The 16789-nt window shown below is 67.3% G+C and carries 16 protein-coding genes; 4 read left to right on the forward strand and 12 right to left on the reverse strand.

The genetic code is table 11. The annotated features are described in order from the left end of the window. Nucleotides 1-2: 2 nt before the first annotated feature. The 4 genes from hypF to D579_RS0101640 form a co-directional block, all read right to left on the reverse strand. Nucleotides 3-2312: a carbamoyltransferase HypF gene (gene hypF / locus D579_RS0101625; RefSeq protein ID WP_018950895.1), complete on the reverse strand. Its 2310-nt coding sequence runs from the start codon at nt 2310-2312 to the stop codon at nt 3-5. After that, entirely contained in the window at nt 2309-2569 is a 261-nt protein-coding gene (locus D579_RS0101630) for a hydrogenase maturation nickel metallochaperone HypA (protein WP_018950896.1), read from the reverse strand. Before D579_RS0101630 ends, hypF begins: the two co-directional genes overlap by 4 nt. A 109-nt stretch (nt 2570-2678) precedes the next feature. Further along, on the reverse strand, nt 2679-2921 hold the full coding sequence (locus tag D579_RS14120; RefSeq protein ID WP_018950897.1) for a DUF3024 domain-containing protein: 243 nt from the start codon (nt 2919-2921) through the stop codon (nt 2679-2681). 146 nt (nt 2922-3067) lie between these two features. After that, nucleotides 3068-4000, reverse strand: coding sequence for a sigma-54-dependent Fis family transcriptional regulator (locus tag D579_RS0101640; protein ID WP_026289117.1), 933 nt, complete (start codon nt 3998-4000; stop codon nt 3068-3070). A 333-nt stretch (nt 4001-4333) separates the two neighbouring features. Between D579_RS0101640 and D579_RS0101645 the strand changes: the two genes are divergently transcribed. The 3 genes from D579_RS0101645 to D579_RS0101655 all read left to right on the forward strand — a co-directional run bounded on the left by D579_RS0101645 (nt 4334) and on the right by D579_RS0101655 (nt 7309). Further along, nucleotides 4334-6316: a TonB-dependent copper receptor gene (locus D579_RS0101645; RefSeq protein WP_018950898.1), complete on the forward strand. Its 1983-nt coding sequence runs from the start codon at nt 4334-4336 to the stop codon at nt 6314-6316. Nucleotides 6317-6369: 53 nt separating this feature from the next. Beyond that, the gene (locus D579_RS0101650; RefSeq protein WP_018937479.1) at nt 6370-6891 is read left to right on the forward strand and encodes a copper chaperone PCu(A)C; all 522 of its coding nucleotides are present in this window, start codon (nt 6370-6372) and stop codon (nt 6889-6891) included. A gap of 100 nt (nt 6892-6991) precedes the next feature. Continuing rightward, on the forward strand, nt 6992-7309 hold the full coding sequence (locus D579_RS0101655) for a response regulator transcription factor (RefSeq protein ID WP_018950899.1): 318 nt from the start codon (nt 6992-6994) through the stop codon (nt 7307-7309). A gap of 33 nt (nt 7310-7342) precedes the next feature. Here D579_RS0101655 and D579_RS0101660 read toward each other — a convergent pair whose 3' ends face one another. Beyond that, nucleotides 7343-8476, reverse strand: a complete 1134-nt coding sequence (locus D579_RS0101660) for an acyl-CoA desaturase (RefSeq protein ID WP_038039557.1) — start codon at nt 8474-8476, stop codon at nt 7343-7345. Between the two features lie 270 nt (nt 8477-8746). Here D579_RS0101660 and gdhA point away from each other — a divergent pair, with 270 nt between their 5' ends. Beyond that, nucleotides 8747-10096, forward strand: a complete 1350-nt coding sequence (gene gdhA / locus D579_RS0101665) for an NADP-specific glutamate dehydrogenase (RefSeq protein ID WP_018950900.1) — start codon at nt 8747-8749, stop codon at nt 10094-10096. A gap of 114 nt (nt 10097-10210) precedes the next feature. Here the strand turns inward: gdhA and D579_RS0101670 are convergent, their stop codons facing one another. The 7 genes from D579_RS0101670 to D579_RS0101700 form a co-directional block, all read right to left on the reverse strand. After that, a complete protein-coding gene (locus D579_RS0101670) occupies nt 10211-11218 on the reverse strand; it encodes a chemotaxis protein CheB (protein ID WP_018950901.1) in 1008 nt (335 codons plus the stop codon). A 233-nt stretch (nt 11219-11451) separates the two neighbouring features. Then, nucleotides 11452-12102, reverse strand: a complete 651-nt coding sequence (locus tag D579_RS0101675; protein WP_018950902.1) for a hydrogenase maturation protease — start codon at nt 12100-12102, stop codon at nt 11452-11454. Nucleotides 12103-12142: 40 nt separating this feature from the next. Beyond that, on the reverse strand, nt 12143-13441 hold the full coding sequence (locus D579_RS0101680; RefSeq protein ID WP_018950903.1) for a Ni/Fe hydrogenase subunit alpha: 1299 nt from the start codon (nt 13439-13441) through the stop codon (nt 12143-12145). Continuing rightward, entirely contained in the window at nt 13438-14250 is an 813-nt protein-coding gene (locus tag D579_RS0101685; protein WP_018950904.1) for an oxidoreductase, read from the reverse strand. Before D579_RS0101685 ends, D579_RS0101680 begins: the two co-directional genes overlap by 4 nt. Further along, entirely contained in the window at nt 14247-15107 is an 861-nt protein-coding gene (locus D579_RS0101690) for an FAD/NAD(P)-binding protein (protein WP_018950905.1), read from the reverse strand. Before D579_RS0101690 ends, D579_RS0101685 begins: the two co-directional genes overlap by 4 nt. After that, entirely contained in the window at nt 15097-15570 is a 474-nt protein-coding gene (locus D579_RS0101695; protein WP_018950906.1) for a cyclic nucleotide-binding domain-containing protein, read from the reverse strand. Before D579_RS0101695 ends, D579_RS0101690 begins: the two co-directional genes overlap by 11 nt. Then, on the reverse strand, nt 15567-16679 hold the full coding sequence (locus tag D579_RS0101700; protein ID WP_026289414.1) for a 4Fe-4S dicluster domain-containing protein: 1113 nt from the start codon (nt 16677-16679) through the stop codon (nt 15567-15569). Before D579_RS0101700 ends, D579_RS0101695 begins: the two co-directional genes overlap by 4 nt. Between the last annotated feature and the right edge of the window lie 110 nt (nt 16680-16789).

The following is a 16789-nucleotide window of genomic DNA, read 5'->3' on the forward strand; positions in this document are numbered from 1 at the left end:
GCTCAGTCTCCGTTCGGGGGCACCGCGGCCCGGCGCCCGATCAGCGCCTGGCCCAGGGCCAGCCCGCCGTCATTGGGCGGGATGCGTTGCGGCCACAGCGCACGGAAGCCGGCGGCCTGCAGCGCGTCCACGCATTGTTGCAGCAACCACCGATTCTGGAAGCATCCGCCGGTCAGCGCCACGGTTGCATGCCCCCCGGCCCGGGCGGCGTCGACCGCGAATCCGGCCAGCGCCCCGTGCAGGCGGGCCGCCATGCGTCCGGGTGTCGCCGCGCCGGCATGATCGGCCAGCAGGGCGGCGACCAGCGGGCCCCAGTCGGCCCGCCACGGCGTTGTGGCCGTACTCAGCGAAATGCCAGAGGCGTCAACCCCGTCCCCTGCGGCCTCCGCCGCCTGCTGCACGAGCATGGCCGCCTGCCCCTCGAAGCCGGCACCGGTGCGCAGCCCTTCCAGCGCCGCGACCGCGTCGAACAGCCGCCCGACGCTGGTCGTCCAGGGGGCGTGGATCCCTCGCTCCAGTGCCGCGAGCAGCGGGTGCCATTCCGCAGCGGTAAACAAGGCCCGCGCGGGGCTCGCCTCCAGCGCGGCCGGATCGCCGTCGAAGTGGGCATGCAGCAGGCCCAGCAGGGCGCGCCGGGGTTCGCGGATCGCGGCCTCGGCCCCGGGCAGGCGGAAGGGCCGCAGATGACCCCGCCGTTTAAAGTCCCCGTCGGCGTCCACTGCCAGGCATTCGCCGCCCCATAGCATGCCGTCCTCGCCCAGGCCCATGCCGTCCCAGACCAGCGCCACGGCCGGTTCGCGTACCCCGTGCTCTGCCAGGCAGGCCGCCGCGTGGGCGTAATGGTGCTGTACGGCGAAGACGGGAAGCCCCCAGCCCCCGGCCAGCGGCGTGGAGGCGTAGTCGGGATGCCGGTCGCAGGCGACGCGCGCGACGTCCACGCCACAGAGCTCGCCCAGTGCGCGAGCCTCGCCAGCCAGCCGGTGCAGGGCCGCATCGCTGTCCAGGTCGCCGATGTGGGCGCCGACGACCATCTCGTTCTCCAGGGCCAGGGCCGGGGCGGCCTTCAGGTGGCCCCCCAGCGCAAGGGTGACGGGCCCGGCGTCTGGCAGGGGCACTCGCAGCGGCGCATACCCGCGGCCGAGGCGCAGGCATTGAGGCCGGCCCGCGGCGATCTGGACCACCGAATCGTCCAGTGCCCGCGCGATCGGCCGGTCGTGGTCCAGGATCCCGTCCGCGATCATGCCCAGTCGGGTCACCGCCTCCGCGGTGTCGATACAAAGGGGCTCGCCGCCGCGGTTGCCCGAGGTGCAGACCAGCGGGCCGGCGAAGGCCTCCAGCAGCAGGTGATGCAGCGGCGTCGCCGGCCGCATCAATCCCAGGCGGTTGAACCCCGGCGCCACGTCCTCCGCCAGCGGGGCGCCGGGCCGGCGGTCCACCAGCACGATCGGTGCCTCCGGCGCATCCAGCAGCGTACGTTCGGCGCCGGTGGCGCGCGCCACTTGGTCCAGCCAGTCGCCATCCGGCAGCATGACCGCCAGCGGCTTGTCCGGGCGCTGCTTGCGCGCGCGCAGGCGGGCCACCGCATCCTGGCGGGTCGCGTCCACCAGGAGCTGGAACCCGCCCAGACCCTTCAGCGCCAGGATCTGCCCCTCGCGCAGGGCGTTGACTGCCGCGTGCAGGGCCGCATCGCCGGTGGCGTGTTCGCTTCCGTCCGGGCCGCGCAGCGTTACCTGCGGCCCGCAGTCCGGGCAGGCCATGGCCTCCGCGTGAAAGCGCCGGTCCCCCGGGGCCTCGAATTCCGCCCGGCAGGCCGCGCACAGCGGGAACCCGTCCAGGGTGGTCTGCGAGCGGTCCCAGGGCAGGGCCGTCGCTATACTCCAGCGCGGCCCGCAGACCGTACAGGCGGTAAACGGGTAGCGGTAGCGCCTTGCTGCGGGGTCACGGATCTCGGCGCGGCAGTCGGGGCAGGGTGCACGGTCCGGCGCCAGGGCCGGCGCGCCGCCCTGCCCGGGGCCCTGAACCACGCGGAAGGCGGTGTCGCCGACGGGGCGAGATGCCGTCACGGTGATCGCATCGACCCGCGCGGCCGGCGGGGCCTCCTGCTCCAGGGCCGCCCGCAGCGCGACGAGCGCGGCCTCTCGTCCCTCGGCCTCGATCACCACGCCGGACGGCGTGTTGCCCACCGAGCCGGTGATGCCGAGCCGCCGGGCCCGCTCCGCGACAAACGGCCGGAAGCCAACGCCCTGAACCCGGCCGGTGACCACCAGGTGCCAGCGCGCAGGCGACGGGGCGCGTGTCGCGGCGGCGCTCACGCCACGTCCAGGCTCCGCAGCAGGATCTGCTGGGCCTCGGGGTGGGTCTCGTCGTCCGAGGTCTCCACCTCCAGCTCGGCCCCCTCGGCGACGGTGCCGCGGGTGCCGTCCTCGAAGTGCTCGCGGAAATGCTCCGGCGTGATATGCGACAGCGCGCCCAGCCATACCCGCACCCGGGTGACCCGCTCCGCGTTGTTGTCGACCGCCACCTGCTCGATCTTGCGCATCAAATCGGCCATCAGCGAAAACTCGTGCATGCATCCTCCTCCGGGGACTCGTCGTGGTCCCGGTTGCCGGTCTCACCGGCGTCCGTGGTGCTACCCGAAGAAGCAGGCGTGGTCGTCCGCGCCGATGATCTTCAGGGCCTCATCCAGCGACGAGGGCCGGTTTCGGATCATGGCGGTGCCAGGCGAGATCCGATCGCAGCCAGAAGATCTTCCAGGCGCCCGATTTTTTGACCAGTGTGGTCTTGGCAATAGGTATCTCCAGCGTACGCCCCGAGTCGTCCCAGGCCGGCCGCCGCTCGAACAGCAGCACGCTCTGACCCTTGATGCGATAGGCAAGATCGACCTGATCCCGGAGATGCGCGGGAGGCCTGCGGCGTTCCACGAAGGCGTCGACGGCTTTTCTATCCGCTTTAGTTCGAACTCACTTAATGGCATCCATGACTCCCGAACATCAAGTCACCCAGGGAAACACATTGTCTCGGAACAAACGGGGCACCAACGTGGGCGTGGACACCGGTCCATGTCTCCCTAGCTGATGGCGTGTTTCTTCATACGGTACAGCAGGGTGTCGCGGGTCAGGCCCAGCAGGCGCGCGGCGCGCGAGCGATTGCCGCGAGTCTGTTCCAGTGCCTGGCGGATCAGTTCCATCTCCACCCGTTCCAGACTCAGGCCGTCCGGAGGGATAATCCACGGCCCGCCCGCCTGACCCGGGGGTAGCTGCATCCAGTGGTCCGGGATGTCGCCCGGCGCCACCTGCTGGCCCGGCATGAAGATCACGCAGCGCTCCACTAGGTTCTTCAGCTCGCGGACATTGCCCGGCCATGGCCACTGGGCCAGCCACCTGCGCAGCGCTGGCGCAAAGGTCGGCGGCGTCAGTCCATGGTGGGCGGCCAGCGTGTTGCGAAAGTGCTCGGTGAGCAGCGGGATATCGCCCTGGCGCAGGCGCAGCGGCGGCATCTCCAGTGGCACCACCTGCAGGCGGTAATAGAGATCAGCGCGAAACTGTCCGGCACCGACCCACGCATGCAGGTCCTGATGGGTGGCGGCGATCACGCGCACGTCCACGTGTTCGGTCGTCCCCGCGCCCAGGGGTTGGCATTCCCCGGCCTCTAGGAACCGCAGCAGCTTGGCCTGCGCCCCAGCCGGCAGCTCGGCGATCTCGTCGAGGAATAACGTGCCCCCAGCCGCTTGCTGGACCAGCCCGGTCTGGTGGGAGTTGGCACCGGTAAAGGCCCCGCGCCGGTGGCCGAACAGCTCCGATTCGACCAGTTCTGCGGGCAGGGCCGCACAGTTCAACGTTACCAGCGGCCCGTCCGGGCGTCGGCTCTGCGCATGAATGCGCCGCGCCAGTCGCTCCTTGCCGGTACCACTTTCGCCGAGCACCAACACGGTGGCATCGGTGGCCGCCACCATGCTGACCTGGCGCAGCACGGCCTGCAGTTCCGGGGAATTGCCGATGATTTCAGCACCCGTCTGATCGGATCTGGTTTCTATCCCCACCGTCCGTACCTATTCAGCCAGCCGCCGTGGCCGGCAGTTCCTGTGGATTGCCTTCAATATAGCCTGCCTAACCCCGCGAGTACTGACAAACCAGATCGCTGGCGCATGTGCGATATCACCCGTGCCCTGTGGCAAATGCCACATGCGGGTGAACCCGTTTATAGCCCCTGCGGTTACCCATCTGCCAAAAAATCATGCCAATTCATAGCGCTGCATTCGATGGCCCGCCGCTTGACCGGTTTGGCCTGGCCCTTGCTCTGATGCCTTCGATATCACGACAAGGGAGAGGTAGTAATGCTGAATGTAACGCTGCGCCGCGCACTGGCTATGGTACTGGGTGCCAGTGTACCCATGTGGCCCAGTGCGTCGTTGGCCGATGGGACGTCCGAACCAGCGGCCGTCCTTTTGCCGCCGGTGGTGATCACCGCACCGGCAATGGAAGGGCCCGGCGTGGTCACCACCGACCCACGCCAGCCACGCCTGCCGTTGCCGGCACACGATGGAGGTTCGTACCTAGCGTCCATCCCCGGTTTCGCGGTCAGCCGCAAGGGTGGCACCAGCGGCGATCCGGAGTTGCGCGGTCTGGGTGGCTCGCGGCTGGCCATCCTGCTGGACGATGACCTAATCCTTGGCGGCTGCGGCGGACGCATGGATCCGCCCACCGCCTACGCATATCCGCAGGCCTTCGACCGCATTGAGGTGCGCAAGGGTCCCCAGACCGTGCGGTATGGCGCCAATCCCGCCGGCACGGTGCGTTTCGAGCGGGATGCCCCGGTGTTCGATGCCGACGGCGGTGTGACCGGTTTTGCCGGGATCACCGTCGGGCGCTTCGACCGTTTCGACCTGATCACCGATGTTGCCACTGGCAGCGAGCAGGGCTACATCCGCGGCATCGGCACCCTGTCCGATCAGGCCGATTACAAGGACGGCGACGGCAACACGGTGCACTCGCAGTACTCGCGCTGGAGCGGCACCGGGATCCTCGGCTGGCGGCCGGATGCCGACACCCTGGTGGAACTCACCCTCGACCGCTCGGATGCTGAGGCGGCCTACGACGACCGCGGCATGGACGGCACGCAGTTCGAGCGAACCGGCTACAGCCTAGCGCTGACGCGCGAGCGCATCACGCCGTGGTTGGATCAGGTCGAGGCCCGGGTGTTCTACAACGAGATCGACCATGTGATGGACAACTATAGCTTGCGCGAGCCGCCGAACATGCCAATGGTCAGCTACCCCGATCGCGTGACTACCGGCGCGCGCATCGCCGCCGATTTCGCCCTGCCGGGAGATATGCTCCTACACGCCGGAATCGAGCACCAGCGCAACCGGCACCGGGGCAATCGCCTGATGGGAATGGACGCTTTCGTCTGGCGCGATGTCCCGCGCCAGGATACCGCCCGATTCCGCGATACCGGCGTGTTCGCGGAACTGGAGTACCCATTCTCGGACTCCCAGCGCCTGGTCACGGGTCTGCGTGTCGACCGGTCGCGGGCTGACGCACAGGACGCCGATGGCTTCGGCGGCGCCGGGCCCGGGGAACACGACCGTACACACCAGACCAGCGGGTTTCTGCGCTACGAGGAGGATCTCCACGCGGCCCCGATACGCTGGCACGTTGGTCTCGGGCGCGCCGAGCGTGCCGCCGATTTCTGGGAACGTCGCCGCGTGTTCGACCTCGACACCGAGAATCTGACCCAGCTGGATGCGGGTTTGCAGGTTCATCACGGAGATCTGACCGGCTCGGTTGCCGTGTTCTACGGCCAGTACGACGACTACATCCTGATCGCCAACGAGGCCCCGGCTGCGCGCAACGTGGACGCCACCACTTATGGCGCCGAGATGGATCTTGCCTGGGCCATGAACTCACGTTGGACGGCGCGCGCCAGTGCCGCCTGGGTTCGCTCCAGCAACGATACGGATGGTGTGCCTCTCGCGCAGACGCCGCCGGCTGAAATGACCCTGGCCCTGGAGTACCAGTCCGGCGGGCGCTTTGCCGGGGCCCAGGTACGAGGTGTCGCACGTCAGGACCGGATTCATCCCGGCCAGGGAACCATCTACAGCCTCGACCAGGAAGAAACCCCCGGTTTTGCCACCGCCGCGATGTACGCTGGCATGGAGGTGTCCTCCGGATCGCGGGTGATGCTGGGTGTGGACAACCTGTTCGATCGCACTTACAGCGAACACATCCAGCGCGGTACGGCCGATCTCGGAGCCAGCACCCAGCCGATCAACGAGCCAGGCCGCACCCTCTGGGCGAAGTGGACCGTGGAATTTTGATCGATCGCCGGACGCGGCTCCGGCTGGTCCGGCCTTACCCAAGGAGAAAAACGATGATCCCTCTGTACCGAACGCTGAGCGGACTGGCGCTTGTGGGCCTGTTGTGCGCGGCAACCCCGGTGGCTTCCGAGCCGACCCATGACGCTGCAGAGCATGCTGCCTGCGACTGCCCGGACGGCATCAAACTCGAGGGCCAGCCGTGGGTGCGGCTGATGCCGCCGACGATGCCGAGTACTGCGGCCTATCTGACCCTGCGCAACACCACCGATCGCGACATCGAGATCGTTTCCGCTGAGTCGCCGGTGGCTGCGGTCACCGAGTTGCACGACCACGTCGAGGACGAGCACGGCGTCATGCGCATGCGCGAGGTTCCATCAATCACCATTCCTGCCAACGATCGTGTGGAGCTGCAGCCCGGCAGTTTGCATGTGATGCTGATCGATCTGTTGGAGCCGCTCGAACAAGGACAGCAGGTGCCGATCCGCCTGAAGCTGGAGGGCCTTCGCGACCTGCATCTTCAGGCCGTGGTGCGGCGGGCGGAGCGTCCCGCAGCAGGCGGGCATCATCAACACTGACATAGCGGGTGTGTTCTCGGCGCTCGAATGACTGACGCTGAGCCAGAGAGGGGCTAAAGTGTGTTCGTTCCACGCCTTCGCTTCGTGCCCGGGTCCGACTATGCATATCCACCTCGACACCCCCGACCTGATGACCCGCGTGCGGCTGGAGTCGCGCTGGCGTTCGGCCGGCGCATCGGTTACCAGCAGTCAGGCGCCGGAGCAGCCCGACCTGGTGGTGGTCGACCTCGGCAGCCGTGGCGTGGAAGCGGTGTCGACCTGGCGCGAGCGCTACCCGGACGCGAAGATTCTCGCCTTTGGCCCGCACGTGGAAGGGGCGATGCTCAAGGCGGCGCGCCAGGCGGGCGCCGACGAGGTTGTGGTCCGTGGCAAGGTGGCCGACCGGGTCGCAGCCAAGCTGGGGGGTGATCGCGCCTGAAGGTACTCGGGCCCCGCAATCCGGGGCCCGCGTTCACGCCGTGGTCGCGCGACGAGAGGCCGACAGGGCGCGCAGGCGGCGGCGCTGCATCTTGAGGCGATACTCCAGTTCCTTGAACTGGGTGCGCAGTTCCGTGCGCACCCAGCGATCGTTCATGGCCTCGCGCCCGGCCCGCATCTTGCGCGCCTGCACCTCCTGCCACTGGTTCACGGTATCGCGGAAACGCTGATACTCCCGCTCCACGGTTGCGCGCCAGGAGTCGTGCGCCGGCCCGGCCTGGTCGGCATTGAGCAGGCGGCGAAACTCGGTGTGCAGCCGTGCGCGCATGATCTTGAAGCGCGGTGTCCAGCGGCGGTCATACACCAGTCCGGTCCAGGCAAAAAGGTTGATCAGCCACTTCGAGGGGTCGTACTGCCACCAGCGCACCCCGTTGCGGTAGTCCGCCTGAAAGGCGTGGTGGAAGTTGTGGTACCCCTCGCCCCAGGTGAGCAGGGCGACCAGTCCGTTGTCCACGGCGGTGCTGTCGTCACTGTAGGGACGACGGCCCCACCAATGCGCCAGGGAGTTGATGAAGAACGTGAAGTGGTGGCTGAGCACCATGCGCAGAATGCCGGCCAGCAGCAGCATGCCGATCACATCCCCGAATGCCAGCCCCAGCAGCAGAGGCAGGCCCAGGTTCAGTCCCCATGCCAGGGTCCAGTAATGCCGGTGTTGCCACATCACCACCGGGTCCTTTGCCAGGTCCTTCACCCGCGAATAGTCGGGCTCGCTGGTGGGCCAGTTGCGCAGCATCCAGCCCATGTGGGCATGCCAGAAACCGCGCTTGATGGAATGCGGGTCGCGTTCCACATCATCCACGTAGCGATGATGCACGCGATGCCGCGCGCCCCAGTTGTAGATGCTGTTCTGCAGCGCCAGGGCACCGCTCAGCGCCAGCAGGACGCGCAATGGCCCCCGCGCCTTGAAGGTGCGGTGCGCCCAGAGCCGGTGATAACCCACCGTGATGCCCAGGCCGCTTAGCACCAGGAACAGGCCAAAAAACAGCCAGGCCGCGCCGCTGAAGCCCTGGGTGAGCCACCACCACGGCACCAACGTGACCGCGGCCAGGTTGGTCAGTGCAAAGAAAACGGCCGGCGTCCAGGCAATCGGGGGGGCACGTTCGGACATGGTGGAGACCTGCAGGCGACCGGGGCGAGCGAAGATGCTCACCTATTCATAGCAGATGAGACCGCGACCGGCGAGTAAAAGTGCCCTCGTTCCGGACGGTCGGCCCCAGAGCGTTGCCGGTCGATGGTTTCCATCGGAGGCGCTGCTCCCTGGCTCCCTTCCGGTGCTGCACGGTCGGTGACGGAATGCACCATCATGGGGCGATCGGGATTGTCTTCTCGGCACCCGCATGCCTAAATGCGTCCGAATCAGACCATCAGGATGCGATCCATGAACGGAAGCCTCGACGAGAAGCTCGAACCCATTTACCAGGAAGTGCTGCACCGCAACGCCGGGGAGACGGAATTCCATCAGTCCGTCCATGGCGTGCTGGACACGCTGGGGCCGGTACTGGTGAAGTACCCGGAGTTTGCCGAACTCAAGATCATCCAGCGCATCTGCGAGCCCGAGCGGCAGATCATCTTCCGCGTCCCCTGGCAGGAGGACAAGGGCGAGCTGCACATCAACCGGGCCTTCCGCGTCCAGTTCAACAGCGCCCTGGGGCCCTACAAGGGGGGCATGCGTTTCCACCCCTCGGTGTACCTGGGCATCATCAAGTTCCTCGGCTTCTCGCAGGTGTTCAAGAATGCCCTCACCGGCCTGCCGATCGGCGGCGGCAAGGGCGGAAGCGACTTTGACCCGAAGGGGCGCTCCGATTCCGAAATCATGCGCTTCTGCCAGAGCCTGATGACCGAGATGTACCGCCACATCGGCGAGTACACTGATGTGCCCGCGGGCGACATCGGCGTGGGCCAGCGCGAGGTCGGCTACCTGTTTGGCCAGTACAAGCGCCTGACCAACCGCTTCGAGGCCGGCGTGTTCACCGGCAAGGGTCTCGACTGGGGCGGCAGCCGTGCACGCACCGAGGCCACCGGCTATGGGGCGATCTTCTTCACTCAGGAGATGCTGAAGGCGCGCAACGACTCGCTGGAGGGTAAGCGCGTGATTATCTCCGGGGCCGGCAACGTGGCGATCCATGCCACGGAGAAGGCCCAGCAGCTGGGCGCCCGGGTGATCGCCTGTTCCGACTCCCGCGGGGTTATCCTCGACGAGGACGGGCTCGACCTGGACCTGGTGCGCCAGATCAAGGAACGCGAGCGCGGCCCGATCAGTGCCTACGCGGAGCGCAAGAAGGGCGCGAAGTACAGCGAGAATGGCAGTATCTGGGAGGTCCCCTGCGATGTGGCCCTGCCGTGTGCCACCCAGAACGAACTGACCGGAAAGGACGCCAAGGTCCTGGTCGAAAACGGCTGCATCGCGGTCGCCGAGGGCGCCAACATGCCGGTCACCCCGGAGGGTATCCAGACCTTCCGCGAGGCCGGGATCGCCTTTGGCCCCGGGAAGGCCGCGAATGCCGGCGGCGTGGCAACCAGTGCGCTGGAGATGCAGCAGAATGCGAGCCGGGACTCCTGGACCTTCGAATACACCGAGGCGCGCCTGCAGGAGATCATGGCCAACATCCACCGCACCTGCCACGAAACGGCCGAGGAATACGGCGCGCCCGGCAACTACACGGTCGGCGCCAACATCGCCGGCTTCGTGAAGGTCGCCCGCGCCATGGAGGCGATGGGCCACATCTGAGACGCTCAACGCGAACGTGCGAATGGATCAGCGGATCCTTGGCCGTTTGCCACTATGGCGAGGCGAGGGGCAACACCCGGCCCGAGGTGCGTGCGGCGAGATTGACGGAAACGTTCATCTCGCCTCTTTGCCGTGAGAATCATGGTCGGTCGCCTTCAACATGGCACGAATGCGGTCAATGTGGACTTGCGAGTCCTTTGCCCGCTGGGAAATCGATGAAGCGGCCGTTTTGTTTTCATTCTTGCTCATAGTTACGAGCAGATTCTGGCGCTCCTCGAACATTCTGAGCGCAACCCAGAGCGTTTCCTCGATCTTTTCATTTTGTTGTGCAAGCAGCACCGAAGAGGTAAACGCATGGCCTGTATGACAGCGATAGCGCAGGATGCTTCCTTCCTCTTTTTGCCATAACACCCCACCACAGTCGGGACAGTTGTAGGGCACCTGCTCGCCGAGCGCCTCGACCGAAGGCAAATCGCTCAGTACCCGCTTTGCGATCTCTGCCTCGATCATGATGTCTTCCGGAACCTCCTTGCTTTCCGGTAGTTCCCTCCTCAAAAGATCGGATAGCAGCGCCCCCATCCCGGATACCGGCAAACAGTGATCGGCCCCAACATTCGCGATGACCGATTGCGGCATATCCGGATAAGACGCATCCTCGGGATCTTGTGCGATGCAGACTCCGCCGCATCTTTTGATGGCCATCATTCCGCTGGTGCCATCATCCAGATACCCCGTCAGGGTGATGCCTATCACCCGGTTGCCATAGGCCACTGCTGCGGAGCGAAACAAGGGATCAATAGCGGGCCGTGAACGGTTTTCCCTGGCACCTTTGGTAATGAGGATCTTTCCCTTCTCAAGCAACATGTGTTGGTCGGGGGGTGCCAGATAAATCCCCCCAGGTTTGAAAGCGTGTTCGTCATGCGCCTGTACACAGGCAAGGGGGCTGCTTTCACTCAGGGCTTTGACCAGCGCTTCTCCGGAGTTGTCCGCGCTCATGTGGTTGACTATGAAAATGGGTGCCGCAAAACCCTTCGGAAGTTGCGCGACCAGAGTCTTTAATGCAGCCATACCCCCAGCGGATGCCCCAACGACAATGACCATCGAGTTGCTTTTTTTAGTCATCACCACCATCCATCGATGGAGCAGGTTCGAACAGCCGAGTTTGGCATCGCGTCACCGAGATCGGTGACGCCGATAAATAAATGGGTTATCCGGAATATATAGACCTGACCATCTGCAATCGCAAAAAGGGGGCACGCGAAGCGCGAACGCGGTCAGCTTTTACCTTCTTCCTCTCTCCTCGCTGAACGGGAAAGGCGAGCTACGGCCCCGAATCTGCGAATGTGTGGGAGCCGTTACCGGGCACCGCGATCCGGCGGCGTTGCTAGTGTGAGGTCGTCGAGGATTCGGCGGGCGGCTTTTGGGATGGCGTCGATGGCTTGCGGCGAGAGGCCGGCGCCGTCTTCGAGCCGGGCGGGTTCGATGCCGTGGACGATGAGCGTCTCCGGGAGGTCGTCTAGGGAACGGGCGAGTTCGACGGCCTCGGCGAGGCCGATGCCGTGCGAGGAGTAGCGGGCGCCGCGCGACAGCGGCTCGCGGGCGTCAAGACGATGGAGGGTGCCGGGCGCGGCGCCGGTGACGATGGCGTCGACCAGGATGACGGGGTGGTGGCCCTGCCACAGGTCCATGAGCTCGGCGGGCTCGCCGCTGCAGGTGGCGGTGGTGAGGCCCGAGGTGCCCTGCAGGGCCTCGACTACGGCGTGGCCGACGCCGTCGTCGCCGCGCCAGGGGTTCCCTATGCCGATGACGAGTGGGCCCTTGCCTGCCGATCTTCCATCGTCGGCCGAGGCCTCTTGGGTTTGTTCAGGAGTCTTGCGGGATCCATTTTCCGCGGCCTCGACAATGGATGCCCTGCGTTCGTTGTCCTTGTCCGATTCGAACTCGCCTGCTTCAAAGGCATCGAGCAGTTCCTGCTCTTCCTGATTCAGTCTGGTGGGCTTCCGCATGCGTTCCTTCCGAAACTCGCATCTTTCTTTCGGGCGCCGTTCATTTTCGGTCGACGGTCAGGTCGAGGAAGTGGGTGGCGCAGGAGATGCAGGGGTCGTAGTTGCGGATGGCGACCTCGCAGTGGTGGCGCAGTTCGTCGTCCGGCAGGTCGAGGTGGGTCTGGACCAGTTCGCGCAGGTCGGCCTCGATGGTGGGCTGGTTGACCGAGGTGGGCGGGACGATCTTGGCGTCGGTGATCAGGCCCGCGTCGTCGATGCTGTAGCGGTGGTAGCAGATGCCGCGCGGGGCCTCGGTGGCGCCAAAGCCGGTGCCGGCGCGCGGGGTGACCGGCAACGCGGGTTCGGCCGGCGCGGCCCGGTAGCCGTCCACCAGGCGCAGGGCCTCCTCGAAGGCGAGGACGATCTCGATCATGCGCACCTGGATACTGCGGAAGGGGTTGCGACAGGCCGCGCCCAGCCCGGCGCGCTCGGCCAGCTCGGCGGCGCGCGGGGTGAGGCGTTCGCGGTTCAGGGCGAAGCGCGCCAGCGGGCCCATGAACACCGGTTCGCCGGAGTCCGAGCGGTGGCTGTGCAGGGCGTTGGAGTGGGCGACGTGTTCCTCGGTGAAGATGTCGTCGTAGTCGCGGATGGCCGCGTCCAGGCCGCTGCTGGAGCCGAGGCGCCCGTGGGTGATCGGGTATTCGTCCGGGTGGACGAGCGACACGAACTCGTAGTCGCGTTCGAGGTTCGGGTAGTCGAGGGTGGCGAGGAATTCGGCGACCTCGCAGGAGGCCTCCAGGCCCCAGGACAGGTCCTCGCCCAGCCCCGCGACCTCGGCCGGCGACGGCGCGCGGTAGAAGCCGCCGACGCGCAGGTTCACCGGGTGGATCTCGCGCCCGCCCAGCAGGCGCAGGATGGAATTGCCGATCTTCTTGATGCGCAGGCCGTTGCGCACCATATCCGGGTGGTCCTTCGCGGCGGTGACCGCATCCGGATAGCCGAGGAAGTCCGGCAGGTGGAGCATGAATACATGCAGGGCGTGGCTCTCGATCCACTCGCCGCAGTAGGCCAGCCGCCGCAGGTCCTGCAGCACGCCGTCCACGGTGATGCCACAGATGTCCTCCATTGCCAGCGAGGCGCCCAGCTGGTAGGCGATCGGGCAGATGCCGCAGATGCGCGCGGTGATGTCCGGGGCCTCGCGGAAGTCGCGTCCGCGCAGGAAGCCCTCGAAGAAACGCGGGGCCTCGAAGATCGACAGCTTCACCTCCTCCACGCGGTCGCCCTCGGTGCGCACGTACATCGCACCCTCGCCCTCCACGCGCGCGAGGTAGTCGACTTCGATGGTGCGGGTCTCGCTCATGGCCGGTTTCCTGATTCTTCGGGCGGTGCCGCGCCGCTCTCCTGACGTTCGCTCTCCTCGCGGAAGGCGTCGGCGCCGGCGTTGAAGGTGCGGTAGAAGCGCACGCGCGTGGCGCGGTCCATGCCCAGGGTCTCCAGCTGGCCGGACAGGCCCGGCGCGTTGGGCGTCTCCTTGGGCCCGAAGCAGCCATAACAGCCGCGGTTGCAACCAGGGCACAACGCGCCGCAGCCGGCGTGGGTGACCGGGCCGAGACAGGGCGTGCCATGGGCGACCATCACGCAGACCTGTCCGGCCCGCTTGCACTCCTCGCAGACGCTGGCGCTGGAGACCTGCGGGCGCCGGCCGTAGAGAAAGGCGCTGATGACCTCGATCAGCTGGTACTTGTCGATCGGGCATCCGCGCAGCTCGAAGTCCACCGGCACGTGCTGGCTGATCGCATCCGAGGTGGCCAGGGTCTCGATGTATTCCGGGTGGGCGTAGACCTGACGGGTGAACGCCTCGACATCGGCGAAGTTGCGCAGGGCCTGGATGCCGCCGGCGGTGGCACAGGCGCCGATGGTCACCAGGAATTTCGACGCGCGGCGGATCTGGCGGATCTCTTCGGCCGCCTCCGGCGTGGTGATCGAGCCCTCCACCAGCGTCAGGTCCCAGGGCCCGTCGATGCGGGTGCGGGTGGCCTCGGGGAAGTGCGCGATCCGGATCCGGTCGGTCACCGCCAGCAGCTCGTCCTCGCAGTCGAGCAGGCTGAGCTGGCAGCCGTCGCAGGAGGCGAACTTGAACACCGCCAGGGTGGGCTTTTCCCGACTCATAGCTCGCGTACCCGGAAGGCCGGTTCCATCACCGGGTAGGGGAACACGGGGCCGTCGCGGCAGACGAAATGCGCCCCGATCTGGCAGTGGCCGCAAAAGCCCACCGCGCAGCGCATGTTGCGCTCCATGGAGACATAGATGTCCTCCGGCTTCAGGCCGCGGCGCTCCAGCGCGGACGCGGTGAAGCGCATCATCACCTCCGGGCCGCAGGTCATCGCCAGGGTGTTGCGCCGGTCGAAGCCGCCACGATCCACCAGCTGGGTGACCACGCCGACATCGCCGCGCCAGGCGGCGGTGCCGCGATCCACGGTGATGCGCAGATCCACATCATCCCGCTCGGCCCAGGCGTCCAGCTCGTCGCGAAAGATCATGTCGCCGGGCGAGCGCGCGCCGTAACAGACCACCACGCGCCCGAACTCCGAACGGCGTTCCAGCGCCGCGTGGATCACCGGCCGCAGCGGCGCCAGGCCGATGCCGCCGGCCACCAGCACCAGGTCGCGCCCGCGCGCCTGTTCCAGCGGCCAGGCCGTGCCGAACGGCCCGCGCAGGCCGACCACCGTGCCGGCCTCCAGATCCTGCATCGCGCGGGTCACGCTGCCCACCGCACGGATGGTGTGCACGATGCCGCCGTCGTCGGTGATCGCGGAGACCGAGATCGGCACCTCGCCCACGCCGAAGAGGTAGAGCATGTTGAACTGCCCGGGTGCCGGCGCGGCGCCGGGCTCCACCCCCGGCTCGGGGTACAGCGTCCAGCTGAAGACCTCGTTGCTGGCCACGTCGCGGCGCACCGAGTGGATGCGCCAGGGCTCTGGCGCCATCGCCTGATCCGGCAGGGTTGCAACCGCGTCAGTTGCCATGGCCGGGCCCTCCGTGGCTGTAGATATCCAGCGCCTGCAACCGCGCCGCCTGCAGGCGCTGGACGATCAGCGCGGCGAAGTGCTTCATCAGTACGTAGCCGAACGCCGGGTCGGCCTCCATACGTTCGCGCAGCACGCCGGCATCGAAGCGCAGGGTATGGATGTCCGTCACCGCCCGCGCATCGTAGCTGGCGCGGTACGGCGGCAGCAGCCAGGACCAGCCGAGGATGTCTCCCGTCCCGAGGGTCTGGAACGCCACGCTGCCTTCCCGCAGCGGGCTCTCCAGCGCGACCTGGCCCTCGCGGATCAGCCAGAAGGTCTCGGTCGGCTCGTGGTCGCGCATCAGCCGGGTGCCGGCCGTATAGCTGCACTTCGCCGCGCAGGCCGCCAGCAGGCGCCGGTGCTCCGGCGCCATATCCTCGAAGAAGGGCTCTTTCTCGATGATGGCCAGCAGCTCGTTCATCCCCGGCCCTCCGGGTCGCGGCGCACCGCGGTGACTTCCTCGGTGATGTCGATCCCCACCGGGCACCAGGTGATGCAGCGCCCGCAGCCGACACAGCCGGAGGTGCCGAACTGGTCGTGCCAGGTGGCCAGCTTGTGGGTGATCCATTGGCGATAGCGCGCGGCCACGGACTCGCGGTGTGGCCCGCCGACCAGGTGCGAGTGTTCCTGGTTGAAGCAGGAATCCCAGCTCCGCACGCGTTCGGTGCGCTGGCCTTCCAGGTCCGGCACCTCCTCGACCTGCGAGCAGAAGCAGGTAGGGCAGACCAGGGTGCAGTTGGAGCAGGACAGGCAGCGCTCGGCGGTTTCCTCCCAGCGCGGGTGCTCGAAGGCCCGGTTGAGCACCTCGTGGGCATCCGCCGGCATCTGCCGGCCCATCTTTTCCGGTGCCTCGGCCCACACCCGCTCGGCGGCGGCCTGCTCGGCATCGCTGGCCGGGCGCGGATCGAGCCGGTCGAGCATCGCGCGCCCGGCCTCGGACCCGGCCTCGGCGACCAGAAAGTGCTGGGTGGCGTCGATCACCTCGGTCAGCGCCAGGTCGAATCCCTCGCGGGCGCGCGGGCCGGTGTCCATGGAGGCGCAGAAGCAGGTTCCGCCCGGCTCGGCGCAGCTGACCGCAACCATGAAAAGGTCCCGCCGGCGGGCGGCATAGCCGCGGTCCTGCACCGCCTGGCCGAGGAACACCCGGTCCTGCACGTCGATCGCCGCCAGCTCGCAGGCGCGCATGCCGATGAAGGCACGGCGCGGCGCGTCGGAGGTGCCGGGCTCGGTCACGAAGCTGCCGTCCGGCTGGCGGGTCAGCCGGAACAGGGTCTCCTCGGGCGGGAACAGGTATTTCTTCCAGGAATGCGGCCCGACCACGTAGCCGAACAGCGCGTCGTCGTCGCGTTCGCGCAGGCGGTAGTGCCCGGGGGCCTGCTCGTCGGTCCAGCCCACCGGCAGGTCCTCGAGGCCGCCCACCCGGTCGTAGACGATCGCGCCATCGCGCCGTGTCGGCCCCACCACCTCGTAGCCGTCGCCGCTCAGCAGGCGGATCAGCGTATCCACGGCTTGTGGTGCGATCACTTCCACAGACGGCTCCTGGCCCTTGGGCGAGCCGCTCGGTACGGCAAGGCCCCACACCCGTCCATAGTGCGGCAAGAGCGTGGCGCGATCCAGCGACATCCCGGGCTGGTAATAAC

This window comes from Thioalkalivibrio sp. AKL12 (assembly GCF_000377925.1).
Classification (GTDB): domain Bacteria; phylum Pseudomonadota; class Gammaproteobacteria; order Ectothiorhodospirales; family Ectothiorhodospiraceae; genus Thioalkalivibrio; species Thioalkalivibrio versutus.

Excerpts from the sequence above, each read along its gene's own strand:
- D579_RS0101675 (WP_018950902.1), bottom strand. The coding sequence starts at position 12,102 with ATGCGGAAGCCCACCAGACTGAATCAGGAAGAGCAGGAACTGCTCGAT.
- D579_RS0101630 (WP_018950896.1), bottom strand. The coding sequence starts at position 2,569 with ATGCACGAGTTTTCGCTGATGGCCGATTTGATGCGCAAGATCGAGCAG.
- D579_RS0101695 (WP_018950906.1), bottom strand. The coding sequence starts at position 15,570 with ATGAACGAGCTGCTGGCCATCATCGAGAAAGAGCCCTTCTTCGAGGAT.
- D579_RS0101650 (WP_018937479.1), top strand. The coding sequence starts at position 6,370 with ATGATCCCTCTGTACCGAACGCTGAGCGGACTGGCGCTTGTGGGCCTG.
- D579_RS0101670 (WP_018950901.1), bottom strand. The coding sequence starts at position 11,218 with ATGACTAAAAAAAGCAACTCGATGGTCATTGTCGTTGGGGCATCCGCT.
- D579_RS0101645 (WP_018950898.1), top strand. The coding sequence starts at position 4,334 with ATGCTGAATGTAACGCTGCGCCGCGCACTGGCTATGGTACTGGGTGCC.
- gdhA (WP_018950900.1), top strand. The coding sequence starts at position 8,747 with ATGAACGGAAGCCTCGACGAGAAGCTCGAACCCATTTACCAGGAAGTG.
- D579_RS0101690 (WP_018950905.1), bottom strand. The coding sequence starts at position 15,107 with ATGGCAACTGACGCGGTTGCAACCCTGCCGGATCAGGCGATGGCGCCA.
- D579_RS0101655 (WP_018950899.1), top strand. The coding sequence starts at position 6,992 with ATGCATATCCACCTCGACACCCCCGACCTGATGACCCGCGTGCGGCTG.
- D579_RS0101680 (WP_018950903.1), bottom strand. The coding sequence starts at position 13,441 with ATGAGCGAGACCCGCACCATCGAAGTCGACTACCTCGCGCGCGTGGAG.
- D579_RS0101685 (WP_018950904.1), bottom strand. The coding sequence starts at position 14,250 with ATGAGTCGGGAAAAGCCCACCCTGGCGGTGTTCAAGTTCGCCTCCTGC.
- D579_RS0101660 (WP_038039557.1), bottom strand. The coding sequence starts at position 8,476 with ATGTCCGAACGTGCCCCCCCGATTGCCTGGACGCCGGCCGTTTTCTTT.